The 13,172-nt window shown below is 49.4% G+C and carries 11 protein-coding genes; 9 read left to right on the top strand and 2 right to left on the bottom strand.

What is annotated here, in order from left to right; genetic code table 11:
- Positions 1-1,265 precede the first annotated feature (1,265 nt).
- On the bottom strand, positions 1,266-1,505 hold the full coding sequence (locus tag YWK_RS0117150; protein ID WP_026965740.1) for a helix-turn-helix domain-containing protein: 240 nt from the start codon (positions 1,503-1,505) through the stop codon (positions 1,266-1,268).
- A gap of 107 nt (positions 1,506-1,612) precedes the next feature.
- Between YWK_RS0117150 and YWK_RS20570 the strand changes: the two genes are divergently transcribed.
- Complete coding sequence (locus YWK_RS20570) at positions 1,613-1,873, top strand: hypothetical protein (RefSeq protein ID WP_051375719.1); 261 nt, start codon at positions 1,613-1,615, stop codon at positions 1,871-1,873.
- A 339-nt stretch (positions 1,874-2,212) separates the two neighbouring features.
- On the opposite strand, the gene YWK_RS20560 is transcribed toward YWK_RS20570, so the two are convergent.
- Entirely contained in the window at positions 2,213-3,190 is a 978-nt protein-coding gene (locus tag YWK_RS20560; protein WP_281172268.1) for an extracellular catalytic domain type 1 short-chain-length polyhydroxyalkanoate depolymerase, read from the bottom strand.
- A 598-nt stretch (positions 3,191-3,788) separates the two neighbouring features.
- Here YWK_RS20560 and ssuE point away from each other — a divergent pair.
- From ssuE to aceA, 8 genes are all read left to right on the top strand, one after another.
- Positions 3,789-4,322, top strand: a complete 534-nt coding sequence (gene ssuE / locus YWK_RS0117135; protein WP_026965739.1) for an NADPH-dependent FMN reductase — start codon at positions 3,789-3,791, stop codon at positions 4,320-4,322.
- 119 nt (positions 4,323-4,441) lie between these two features.
- Positions 4,442-5,809: an LLM class flavin-dependent oxidoreductase gene (locus YWK_RS0117130; protein WP_026965738.1), complete on the top strand. Its 1,368-nt coding sequence runs from the start codon at positions 4,442-4,444 to the stop codon at positions 5,807-5,809.
- 20 nt (positions 5,810-5,829) lie between these two features.
- Positions 5,830-7,200, top strand: coding sequence for a short-chain fatty acid transporter (locus YWK_RS0117125; RefSeq protein ID WP_051375718.1), 1,371 nt, complete (start codon positions 5,830-5,832; stop codon positions 7,198-7,200).
- Between the two features lie 315 nt (positions 7,201-7,515).
- Positions 7,516-8,595 carry a dimethylsulfone monooxygenase SfnG gene (gene sfnG, locus YWK_RS0117120; protein ID WP_026965736.1) on the top strand — a complete coding sequence of 360 codons (1,080 nt, stop codon included), beginning with the start codon at positions 7,516-7,518 and terminating at the stop codon, positions 8,593-8,595.
- Between the two features lie 2 nt (positions 8,596-8,597).
- Positions 8,598-8,807 (top strand): acyl-CoA dehydrogenase family protein, encoded by a 210-nt coding sequence (locus YWK_RS0117115; protein WP_342664258.1) that lies wholly within the window; start codon positions 8,598-8,600, stop codon positions 8,805-8,807.
- A gap of 60 nt (positions 8,808-8,867) precedes the next feature.
- Positions 8,868-10,007, top strand: coding sequence for a 4-hydroxyphenylacetate 3-hydroxylase N-terminal domain-containing protein (locus YWK_RS0117110; protein WP_026965734.1), 1,140 nt, complete (start codon positions 8,868-8,870; stop codon positions 10,005-10,007).
- Between the two features lie 784 nt (positions 10,008-10,791).
- The gene (aceB, locus tag YWK_RS0117100; RefSeq protein WP_026965733.1) at positions 10,792-12,399 is read left to right on the top strand and encodes a malate synthase A; all 1,608 of its coding nucleotides are present in this window, start codon (positions 10,792-10,794) and stop codon (positions 12,397-12,399) included.
- Between the two features lie 33 nt (positions 12,400-12,432).
- The coding region (aceA, locus tag YWK_RS0117095) for an isocitrate lyase (protein ID WP_026965207.1) at positions 12,433-13,172 on the top strand (740 nt) is incomplete at its 3' end.

Below are 13,172 nucleotides of genomic sequence, written 5' to 3'. Positions count from 1 at the left end.
TATTAGAGAAACAATAAAACGCCCCTAGAAACGGGGGCGTTTTATTGGAAGGTGAATGTACGATGGTGGCTTTAGTGGTGCATCGATGGGTAATTTTAATATATGCCACCACAGTTCAAAAACAACGGCTTGTACCTATCAAGCAAATGAAATAAGACAGTCGTCCATTCCGATGTCATACTATTATACATGCGGTCTGTCGGANCTGCCCCCTTATCCCACCACCTCAGAACCATAGTTATGCCTGATTCATGGTTTCCCAATATGTCTGTATGGTACTTTGGCGGAGGTAGGTGATATGTCAAAAAAGGCGCGTAATCCGTTTCGAGAATGGAGCATTCCAAAGAAGAAGGTCCCACTTTGAAGGTGATTTACCCACGTTTCCTTGCTTAGGTTGAATCTTCACATACATTGTTTATCCTTTTGCATACCCTGAGCGTCGGGAAATGGGTATCAGTAAGGAAAATAGAACAAAGATGATTAAAAAGGCCACAAGCCAGATTTGCATTTGCTCACCCCCCCACTTAAGAGATTAAGACAAGCAAAGAAACAGAACGAATGGACAAGTGCCCGTGCTTTTTAAAAGGATGAACTGGCAACCTGGTCATCTTCGTATTCTTTTTCTTGCTCGTCCTTGGTTACGATTGGTATACATATGCCAGCCTATCTCCAACACTTTCTGTACCTTTTCGTTTCGTGCCAAATTCAACACCATAGGGGCAAATTTGATCACCGTTTTGATTAGCGTATTGAGATTCATCCTCCCACCTCCATCCGTTGGGTCATAAGTTGTTTTTCCTCGTTAGTTTAAGACTATGGAGGAGAATTCAATTGTGAGGCGGCTTGTATCATAGAAATGCGCGGCTTGTACGCCCTTATTAGACAAACAATAAAACGCCCCTATGTACGGGGCGTTTTATTGGAAGGTGAATGTACGATGGGAGCTGGTGGTTCATCGATGGGTAATTTTAATATATGCCACCACAGTTCAAAAACAACGGCTTGTACCTATCAAGCAAATGAAATATGACAGTCGTCCATTCCGATTTTAGACTATGATACATGCCTACTGTGACTGTGTGACCGACTGAATCTAGGTGGACAACTATGTACGCTGTGGACAACTATGTACGCTGAATGCCACCTAGAGTACCCCAGTGTCACACATATCTGCATAAAATAGCATGATAATGCGCTGAGGATAGCAGTAGCACTGGGGTTAGTGTGAAAGAACTGTGGGCATACGTTGTAAATAAAAACAACGGTCAGGATTGACCGTCATTGTTTACGTACTCTACAACTTCTTCTTTCACGTATGCTACAACTTCATCAATTCTGCAATCCAGATGAGTACATAAGCGGTCGATTATCTCCAGTGATACATAGTCACCCCGTCGGAATTTCGCCACGGTCGGCCGACTGACCACACCAGCTTCAATCAGTCGCTCCCGATTTAATCCTCGCTTAATCAGCAGTATTTCTAAAGGCAAGTAACTGATTGCCACCGTAATCACCTCCGATAAATTAAACATATGCGAAGGTTAATTTGTCGTAACACTCACATTAAACAACGCATACGATACATCAAATAACGTTAAGGGAGATGTAGCGTGTGGCCGGAAAGGTAAAGTATATCGCCGAACATTACACGTCAACGGGTACAACGTACTACTACAAACAACAGATCCTGAAAGATACAGCACCTTTCTGGTCGAAACCGCGTCCTATCAGTGAGAAGACGTACAACAAAGCAAAGACACGTGGGGAAGTGTGTGAATACCTGGAGATAAAACGGAACGTGGCTGACGTGATATCGTTCGACGAACTGTTACGTTATAAGATGCTGCGGGAAGAATTGAAAAATAACGGTTGAAATAAAAATATCCGCCTCATCGTACCGGTGGGCGGTTTGTTTTTTCTGTCGATACCGATGGTCAGGTGTTTCATTTGTTACCCCAAGACCTTTGGTATACTTGTTAGCCATGGTCGACGCGATGCAAGGCGTCATGGACTCTGAACCCAGAGTGGCGGTGGCAGAAAGCGATTTGGCGACCGTCCCCCCCGGTACGACGAATTCCGCGTTACACGGATTTCATCTAGATGAGTATCTCCAAGTGGTCCACAGCGAGAAACCTACCCCCAAGTTCACTCAGTACTATTTGCAACGGAGGCCCCTTTGATCCTGACGTTGCTGGACAAAATGCTTCAATTGTCAATGCCTTGGATGATTCATGAAGAACTCGTACATGGCCTGACTTGCGCTTGGACCGAAGGGGTCGGTGAACAATCCACCAAGACGACCACCCGACCAAGCGTGCCCCATGCCATCTACGACCCAATATTCTGCAACGACATGTCCACGTTTGTCTTTCCACTTCTGCACTGTGTACGGATAACCACCTGGAGATATGTGGGTTATCGTGCTGGCCGGAGATGAGAACCGGGCGTTGTATGCCTTGGAAGCAAGGTGATTGGTCTCCATCCACTGCTCAACCACCTGCTGACCGTTGATGGGATTGACCGTCGTATCGGCACTGCCGTGGAACACGATGACGGGCATCGCACGAGCGTACTTGCCCATCGCGTGGTATGCCGCTTGTCCTTGCTGTGTGGGATCCGGTCCGCCAAAAGCCATTGCCGTCACACTCGATGTCACGGAGGTACCCGCCTGGTACTCCAAGCCTGAATGTACACCGATGGCGGCGAAAATGTCCGGATACGTCGCGCCCATAATCACCGACATCGCCGCGCCGGCCGACATACCAGCCACATACACCCGTTTCTTGTCGATTGTCCATCGGGAGGTGTTGTTTTCTACCTGATGCGCAATGCCGGCGATGATGGCGGCTTCTCCGCTACCACGTACCTGATTGGCCGGGTCAAACCAATTCCAACATTCGCCGCCATTATTCTGGCTGGTCTGTTCGGGGTACACCACGATGAAGTTGTGCTGATTGGCTAAATCGTTCATGCCGGTGCCCGCGGCGAAGTCCTCAGGGGTCTGCATACACGGGTGCAGCATGATGATCATCGGCATAGACGTTCCCACATGGTAATGGGCTGGCGTATAGACATAATAGTTTGCACTTCCAGTCGGCCCGGTGTAGGTTAACTTCTGCAATGTGCCATGGGGGGGGGATGTGAAGTGCTGAGGTTTCGAAACCGTGCGTGTCCGCTTCGCGTTCGACATTTGCATTCCCCTTTATCAAGGTGATTATTTCTACTATTTAGCGAATTTTTCGCATGGCTGAAAGCGTCGGGTTTTGCCGCAGTCAAGTCTAAGGGATGAACTTTGAAATCGCCGTACCACCGTGTTACGTAAGTATGTTCCTATTGCAAACGATATTCAGTTTTGTAAAGTGTAACTCGTCCATAATGAAACATCAAAAACTGATTTGTATAGGAATGGCGAGGATACAGCAAGATTTCGCTGGATCAACCGCACAATGGCGCTGCGTGGTAATGCCCCACGCCTATCGACGTTTTGCCGGTTCATAAGGGCAGCATTTTTCAAATGGGATGAGTGCAAAATTACTGACCAAGCTGCAGATAGATGCAGAACTATCGTGCATTTGAGTATTGACAACGTCCGAAGGGGGATGATATGTTGAATGCATAATCAATAGTATTCCTATAGGGATAGTGTTCGACCGGACAGCCGGAGACACAATGGAGGTCATTGGTTTTTGCCTCTGTTGTGTCTTTTCTATTTTATCTCACCCTGAATGGAGTTCATCATCAGGGAGCCAACAGTGATGTGACAGGAGGTCGATTGAAACTAGAGTCAGGTGGTTACGATTTCCGGAAGCCCAAGCATTTCCTCTCGTTTGTCTGGGGTGTTGGATTTCGTTCACTCCCGTCTTGAGCAACACAACGTACAAGTTGGTTGGACAAACGTACGTGATTTACCTGCGGAGGACCTACTTTATGCAAGAGTAGATAGTCCTTCGATTGTCGCACTCAATCGCCAAATTGAACAGGCAGACGCGGTCATTGTGGCTTCACCAGTATATAAGGCCTCCTACACGGGCCTGTTAAAGGCCTGCTTGGATTTATTGCCTCAAAAGTCACTTGAAAACAAGGTGGTCTTTCCAATGTTAATTGGTGGCACAATGTCACACTTTCTCGCACTTGACACCGCCTTGAAGCCAGTTCTGGTTGCGTTAGGGGCAGAAAACATCTTGCGCGGGGTGTTTGTGCTAGAAAAGGATGTGGAACAGACACCAGACGGCGATTTTCACATACATCCAGATATCCGGTCACGCCTGACGGATGCGGTAAACGGTATGGTTGAAAAAGTCAATCCGCTGTCACCGGCATAAGCCGTAAGCTGGAAGAAGGTTGTCCGAATCGGAATATCCACGCGGGGTATCCATCGCGCAGCATGGTGGCATAGAGAAACATACGTCGTCCCACATAGTCAAGAGGGAGGTAAAGAAACTTGAGACAAAAACGAGTCTATCTTAACGCATTTTGCATGAATTGTGTGGGATTTCAGTCTCCTGGCCTGTGGACCCACCCCGACGATGAGGCATACCGCTACACCGACATGGAGTATTGGGCAGATTTGGCGCGCATGCTGGAGCGAGGACATTTTGATGCGGTCTTTCTTGCAGATGTCCTAGGGATATATGACGTCTACCAAGGCTCCAGAGAAGCGGCGGTGCGCGATGCCGTACAAGTTCCAGTCAACGATCCGATGTTCGTCGTCCCCATCATGGCTCAGGTGACGAAATATCTTGGTTTTGGGATAACAGCATCAGTTAGTTATGAGCACCCTTACGTGTTTGCGCGGAAAATGTCCACGCTGGATCACCTGACGAAGGGGCGTGTGGGGTGGAATATCGTTACTTCCTATCTAGATAGTGCAGCGCGCAATTTTGGTTTAAAACAGCAAGTTGGTCACGACGAACGCTACGACATTGCCGAAGAGTACCTTGAAGTGTGCTACAAACTTTGGGAAGCCAGTTGGGAAGACGACGCAGTGATCCGAGATAAGGTTCGCCGAGTGTACACAGACCCGACAAAGGTTCATGACATCCAGCACCACGGGAAATACTTCACCGTTCCCGGCGCACATTTGTGTGAGCCCTCGCCGCAGCGTACGCCAGTGCTCTATCAGGCTGGTACATCGACGCGCGGGCGTGCATTTGCAGCACGGCATGCCGAGTGTGTATTTATCAGCGTTCCTACGATTCCGATTGCCCGCACATACGTTCAGGCCTTGCGCAGCGAGGCCGAAAGAATAGGGAGAGATCCAAATGAAATCCGGGTATTGGCTTTGATCAACCCGATTGTTGGGAGAACGCAGACGGAAGCGGAACAAAAATACCTGGATTACATGGAACACGCCAGCTACGACGGGGCACTGGCGTTGTTTGGAGGATGGACTGGCATTGATCTGTCCCAGTACGAGCGTCATGAAAATCTGAGATATGTGCGCAATGACGCTGGACAATCTGCTGTTGAGACCTTCACGAAGATGGATCCAAACCGCAAGTGGACTGTGGAAGAGATTGCTAAATTTGTGGGGATTGGCGGGAGAGGCCCCGTCGTCGTGGGCACTCCGGAAGTCATCGCTGACACGATGGAAACGTGGATTGCGGAAGGAGGGGTGGACGGTTTCAACATCGCCTCCACGGTGACGCCAGGTAGTTTCGTTGACTTTGTGGATCTCGTCGTTCCCGAGCTACAGCGTCGAGGATTGGTAAAGACAGAATACGAATTTGACACGCTGCGTGGCAATCTATTCGAGGGGAATAACCATTTGCCAGACCATCATCCTGGAAGGCAAATTCGCTACTCTTGATATGCGATGGAGGGATCACCGTGCCTGAGCAAGTCGGTTTTGTTAAATCAAAGCAGATAAGATTACCCTTCGGCAATCCATTACAGAGCATGACCCAGTTCTTCACTGTTCTGATGGACAAATATTTGCCGGATCCATTTGTGTTTGTCATTATCCTGACATTCGTAATGGTGATTTTAGGGATCACCGTTGTGCATAAGACGTTACCCGAAATGATAGAGTATTGGTCAGGTGGGATATGGGATTTATTGTCATTTTCGATGCAGGTCATATTGGTCGTTGTGACGGGGTATGCTTTCGCAGTATCACCGCCAGTTGGTAAATTACTTGGCTGGATTGCGGCTCGAGTTCATGGGCCACGCCGAGCCATTGTATGTGCGACCGTGGTCGCAGGGTTAGCCTCATACATTAACTGGGGATTCGGTTTGATTGTTGGTACCTTGATGGCACAGCAACTGGCAATGAAAATCCGGGGAATTCACTATCCCTTGTTGATTGCCGGTGCTTACTCAGGGTGGATCCTTTATGGTCTAGGCATGTCTGCCACGATTCCAATTACAATTGCAACGCCTTCGAATCCCTTTGCCACATCCCTTGGCGGGTTAGTCCCGTTGGCGCATACTATCTTTCTCCCCGCGATTGTCCTTGATACGTTGGTTTTGATCATTACGCTGCCGATTTTAAACGTTCTCATTCATCCTAAGCCCGAGAACGTCCTCGATGTAAATCCATCCATGTGGCAGCCCGAGCAGCTTGGCGAAGATAAGGCGGATACACCTGCTGAAAAACTTGAAAGAATGTGGATTCTAAACTTCATCTTGGTTCTCATGGGTGGTGCTTATCTTGTCTACCACTTTGCGGGCGGGGGCTCACTAGATATCAACACGCTAAACGGTGCCTTTCTATTTCTTGGATTATTGTTTCACGGAACGCCGAAGCGCTATGTCAGAGCAGTTTCGGACGGGGTGCGAAGTGTTGGGGGAATTGTCTTGCAATTTCCGTTTTATGCAGGAATCATGGGGATGATGAAGGGGGCGGGGCTGGCTGTCATCATCTCAAAAGGGTTAGTTGCAATATCCTCCGCACATACACTACCTTTTTGGGGCTTTATCAGTTCATTTGTAATCAACTTCTTCGCTCCATCGTCGGGTGGGCATTGGGCTATTCAAGGTCCATTTATGATTGATTCGGCAAAGCACCTCGGAGCAGATATAGGTAAGGTAAGCATGGCAGTTCAAATGGGATGTTCATGGAACGATTTAGTTCAGCCATTTTGGTTAATACCGATACTTACGCTTGCTCGTTTGAATATTCGTAAAATCATGGGATATACCGTTATACCGTTCGTATGGGTTGGTATTGTTTACGCCGTAACAGTACTTGTTTGGTAAGCTGTTGAGCCAAAGTCATGGTAATGGGCATCGGTATTGACAGAAGATACACTACATGGTAAGTTCGTTGTGTAATTCTGAGTATTCATATAAGTTTTGTGTTCGACCGGGCAGCCGGAGACACAATAGAGGACATTGGTTTCATCCTCTGTTGTGTCTTTTTTGTTTCAATGGCCCGAAGTGAGTGGCATCAACTGCTTGTCACAGGTGAGGAAACAGGGGCGAGACAGTGTTCGAGTCACCGATATCCTCATGTGCAACACCTTGTTTGTAACAGTGTAGGTCATATTACGAGGGTTCAAAGGAGTGGTTGGCGTGGGAGATTTGAAATTTGCTTATTGGGTTCCCAACGTAAGTGGAGGTCTTGTGATATCTAACGTAGCTCAGAAAACGAGGTGGTCCTTCGAGGCCAATGCAGAGTATGCACAAATTGCGGAGAGTGTTGGTTTTGATTTTGCATTGCTTCAAACGCGCTTCATTGCAAGTTACGGAGCCGAAAACCAGTTGGAAGCCATAACATTAGCTGCTGCATTGGCACCTGTGACAAAGAAGATCAATCTAATCGCTGCAGTATTACCCGGACTATGGCATCCGGGGGTAGTGGCAAAAATGATTGCTACTTTAGACCAAGTCAGCCATGGTCGAGCCGCTATTAATGTGGTTAGCGGGTGGTTCAAAGGTGAGTTTTATGGATATGGGGAGCCTTGGTTAGACCACGACGAACGCTATCGCCGCTCTGAGGAATTTATCCGAGTCTTGAAAGCGATGTGGTCCGAGGACGAAACGACTTTTCGAGGTGATTTCTATCGGATAAACGGAGCACCACTCAAACCCAAGCCAATCAATGGTCTTCCCCCGGTTTTCCAAGGTGGCAATTCAAAAGCAGCAAGACAAATGGCGGCACGAGTATCCGACTGGTATTTCATGAACGGCAACACAATCGACGGATTCAGATCTCAGATTCAAGAGGTGACATCACTCGCAGCTTCGGAAGGTAGAACGTTGAAATTCGGCGCGAACGCGTTTGTTCTTATACGCGATACAGAAGAGGAGGCAAAGCAAGTTCTCAGAGAGATCATTGCGAATGCTGATTCTGAGGCAGTCGAGGGATTTCGTAGTCAAGTCAGTCATGCTGGCAAGGCATCTCCTGAGAGGGAAGGCATGTGGGCGAATTCTAACTTTGAAGATTTAGTCCAATACAACGATGGATTTAAGACCGGACTCATTGGAACTGCTGAGCAAGTTGCAAACCGAATCATTGAATTGAAGAAAGCAGGCGTCGACTTGATATTGACAGCTTTTTTAAATTACGACGAAGACATAGAAAATTTCGGAAAAAAAGTGATACCACTTGTCCGTGAAAAGGAAGCTTCACTAAGTACACACCTCGTCTAAGAATGGCAAAGGAGGATGTTCAGATGAGCATTTCAGTAGGTTCGAAACTTAATTACGAGGAGTTGCGACGAGGAGTAAGAGATATTGTGGATAACGTGATCAAACCGCGAGCGGAACAAACGGACAGTGAGGGCATTTTTCCACGAGAGAACCTTCAGGCTTTGGCCACCTCAGGATGGAATGGAGTACTCATACCGCAACAATTCGAGTAGGCGTAAAAGATACATGAAAAGAATGGATTCCACATTCCACTTGTGTTTGGAGGGTTTTAAATGGGACAGGACAGAGGTAGAGGTCAGCGTTTCATCGATAGTCTAAACGATGGGCGTACGGTGTGGTTAAACGGGGTAACTGTTTCGGACCTTCAACAACACTCTGCCTTCCAAGGAACGCTCAAAACGCTATCAAAGCTTTTCAATAGTCTGGATGAGGAAGGCGTTCAAGAGCGCATAGGTTTTGTCAGTCCAAGGACGGGAAGGTACGTCCACAATTCCTTTTTAGTTCCACGTAGCGTACAGGATTTGGCTAGACGAAATGCAGCTTTCACGTACTGGGCTGAGGAAACGAATGGCGTCATGAGTCGATTGTCTGATTATGCTCGTTCCATGGTTACAGGTTGGTATGCGATAAGAGAGGAAATCCAGCGGTTTGATCATCTATTTGCCGACAAAATTTCTCGGTATTACGAGAGTGCACGCGACAATGACTTATTCCTAACTACGGCGTTGTTGGATCCGCAAATCAACCGGTCGAAGCGCTTAGATGAACAAAATCCGGATGCTGTACTTCGGATAGTGGCAGAAAACAAAGAAGGGGTCATTGTCCGAGGGGCAAAGATGATTGCGACAGGAGCGCCATATACGCATGACTTTCTTATCTTTCCGTATCATCGTGTTCAAGAATTTGCTCCTCAATACGCGCACGCACTGATTGTGCCGGGAAATTCATCTGGACTACACATCGTATGTCGAGAGTCCTTTGCATCGGTTGACGAAGATAATCATCCACTAAGTAGTCGCTATGAAGAAATGGATGCGGTTCTCATCTTTGATGACGTCCTCGTTCCTTGGGAACGGGTATATACGCGTTACTACCCGAGGGCTATCGAAATCTTACAACAAATTGGCGCGGGTGGGTACATTCAAGTTCCTTCTGACGTATCCGAACTTAACGGGCCAATTTCTAGACTGATGCACAAATATTTCGCAAGCTCTAAAAATTCAGCGGAATTGAAAACGAGGCTGTTTAAGCTTGCTTGGGATTTGATTGGTAGCCCTTTAGGATCTCGGCATGGATTATACGAACGTTTCTATGCTGGAGACCCTGTTCGTATGTTTGCGAACCAGTACTTGAATTATGATAAAGATTCATTAACAAAATCCGTGTGGGATTTAATTTATTCCCATATCTGAAAATTGCTCTAGACTCCCCCAAACTGAAGGGCTGTTCTCATGACTGTTCGCTCATTCGCAGGATTTCATCACCTCGATTGAGTCCGAGGCAGTCTGTTTTTCGTTCTGGGAGAGGCCGATCCGTTTGGAGGGTATGCGGAAATATAGAAGATGTGGTAAATCACGCGTCTTCCCGACGTCACCCGACGCCGCACATATCTCCATCGCTACTATTTGATTCGCTCCCCGGTCTCAGGGGGTCTTAGCCCTTACACTTCTTCATCTTCTATCCAAAGTGTGGAGTTTCATTGACGTTGCATTGTTATAATACACATCTCCTACGATAGAACCTGATCCACTTCCTTCAGAAAATCTCTGTATTCCCTTTACGTCTGTTCTACCCCTGCAAAGCGCTGTCATTTCTCGGGATTCAGTCCATCAAACAATGCCTGTGACGTGCATTTGTCCAGATATATACCGCATTCCGCCGGCCCATACCCATATTCGACACTATTGACAAAAAATTTTCACAACGAACTGTATCAAAACAGGTTTACAGACATATTGATGTTGTAGTACAGTACCAACATAAGCACGAAGGAGGAATTGACCATGATTCCTGTGGCCCCCAGGCGTGACAGTACACCTCCAGATGAACCGCGCAAACAGTGCTGTTACTGTGGCAGAGAGTTTGACGAACAGGCCCCGTCGTACGCGGTGATCTGTGAGCGCTGTGTCAACATCCAAGATGAATACTCGCAATGTTCTTAATGTTTTACAAAGTTGAAAGAGGTGGATGAACGGTATGTCAACGGCGATTGGATGGCTTCCCGCAGGCGTGAGTGTGACGGCGCCCACAAGCCCTCAGTTCGCGGAGGTTCTGACCCCCGAGGCGCTGGAGTTTGTGGCAGAGCTGGAGAGAACGTTTGGGCCGCGACGCAAGGAACTGTTACAGCGACGCGAAGCGCGCCAGGCAGAAATTGATGCCGGAAAACTCCCAGACTTTCTGGCAGAAACAGCGCACATTCGGAACGGAGACTGGCAAATTGCGCCGGTGCCTGAGGACTTGCAAGACCGGCGTGTGGAAATCACGGGACCGGCCGGCGACCGGAAAATGGTCATCAACGCCTTGAACTCCGGCGCCAAAGTGTTTATGGCCGACTTCGAAGACGCCAATTCTCCGACTTGGGAGAACACCGTGCAGGGGCAACTGAACCTCCGGGATGCCATTCGTCGTTCGATTGACTACGTGAGTCCCGAAGGCAAGTCGTATCAGCTCCACAAAAACATCGCGACCCTTGTGGTGCGTCCCCGTGGTTGGCATCTCGAGGAGAAACACGTCCTCGTGGACGGAGCGCCGGTGTCTGGCGGACTGTTTGACTTTGCGCTCTACGTCTTCCACAACACCAAACAACTGCTTGAGAACGGAACCGGGCCGTACTTTTACCTGCCGAAAATGGAGAGTCACCTGGAAGCGCGCCTTTGGAATGATGTGTTCACGTATACCGAGCGGAGATTGGACATCCCACACGGCACCATCAAAGCCACCGTGCTGATTGAGACCATCCTCGCGGCGTTTGAAATGGACGAAATCCTCTATGAATTGCGAGATCACGCTGCGGGTCTGAACTGCGGACGCTGGGACTACATTTTCAGCTACATCAAGAAGTTTCGGAACCACAAGCAGTTCCTGTTACCGGACCGGGCGCTTGTGACGATGACGTCGCCTTGCATGCGGGCGTATTCGCTGCTGGCCATTCAGACGTGCCACAAGCGAAACGCGCACGCCATTGGCGGCATGGCCGCTCAAATTCCGGTCAAGAACGATCCCATCGCCAACGAGGAAGCGTTGAAAAAGGTACGCATGGATAAAGTTCGGGAAGCCTCGGATGGGCACGATGGCACGTGGGTCGCGCACCCCGCGTTGGTCCCGGTGGCGATGGAGGCGTTCAACGAGCACATGCCGACGCCAAACCAAATCCACCGCAAGCGCGAAGACGTTCACGTCACGGCGGCGGACCTGCTTGAGGTGCCAGAAGGGGGCATCAGCGAGCATGGCTTGCGCAACAACATCAGCGTCGCGGTTCAGTACATTGAGGCCTGGCTGCGCGGCGTAGGCGCGGTACCGATTTTCAATCTCATGGAGGACGCCGCAACGGCAGAAATCTCGCGCACGCAAGTGTGGCAGTGGATCCGCCATCCGCACGGCATACTCAACGACGGCCGCAAGGTGACCTTCGCCCTCGTGAAGGAACTGCTGGCTGATGAACTGGCCAAGATTCGCGAGCAAGTGGGGCAGGAGCGCTTCACAGGCGGGCGGTATCGGCAAGCCAGCGAACTGTTCTTGAACCTGACTGCAAACGACGAATTTGTCGAGTTTCTCACGCTGCCCGGATACACCTATTTGGATTAACCAATGAATCACATAGAGGAGGAAGATGGAGAGATGAGCCATTTTGAAACTGCGGAAGCGCTGAAGAAGTACTGGGAGACGGACAGCCGATGGAAGGGAGTCGAGCGGCCGTACAGCGCAGAAGATGTGCTTCGACTGCGTGGATCGGTCCATATTGAATATACCTTGGCGAAGCTGGGGGCCGAACGCTTGTGGAATCTGCTGCACACGGAGGACTTTGTGCGCGCACTCGGCGCACTGACAGGGAACCAGGCGGTTCAGCAGGTGAAAGCGGGCTTGAAAGCCATTTATCTCAGTGGTTGGCAAGTGGCTGCGGACGCCAACTTATCGGGTCACATGTACCCGGACCAAAGCTTGTACCCTGCCAACAGCGTGCCACACGTCGTGAAACGCATCAACCAGGCGCTGCTCCGTGCGGATCAGATTCAGCATGTGGAAGGCACAGGGAACGTGCACTGGTTGGCGCCGATTGTGGCCGACGCTGAGGCTGGGTTTGGCGGTCCGTTGAACGTCTTCGAGCTGATGAAGCAGATGATTGAAGCCGGAGCCGCTGGCGTCCACTTTGAAGACCAGCTCGCCTCCGAGAAAAAGTGCGGACACATGGGNGGCAAGGTGTTGATTCCGACGTCCCAGGCCATTCGCAACCTCACGGCGGCTCGCCTCGCGGCGGATGTCCTCGGCGTACCCACCATCCTGGTGGCTCGCACGGATGCAAACGGTGCGTTCCTGATTACGAGTGACATTGACGAGCGGGATCAGAAATTCCTGACAGG

This window comes from Alicyclobacillus pomorum DSM 14955 (assembly GCF_000472905.1).
GTDB lineage: Bacteria > Bacillota > Bacilli > Alicyclobacillales > Alicyclobacillaceae > Alicyclobacillus_A > Alicyclobacillus_A pomorum.
This window is presented reverse-complemented; position numbering and strand designations above follow the sequence as displayed.

Bases quoted from the DNA above. Each gene is read 5' to 3' on its own strand.
- YWK_RS20560 (WP_281172268.1), bottom strand. From the start codon at position 3,190: ATGTCGAACGCGAAGCGGACACGCACGGTTTCGAAACCTCAGCACTTC.
- YWK_RS0117115 (WP_342664258.1), top strand. From the start codon at position 8,598: ATGGCAAAGGAGGATGTTCAGATGAGCATTTCAGTAGGTTCGAAACTT.
- YWK_RS0117110 (WP_026965734.1), top strand. From the start codon at position 8,868: ATGGGACAGGACAGAGGTAGAGGTCAGCGTTTCATCGATAGTCTAAAC.
- aceB (WP_026965733.1), top strand. From the start codon at position 10,792: ATGTCAACGGCGATTGGATGGCTTCCCGCAGGCGTGAGTGTGACGGCG.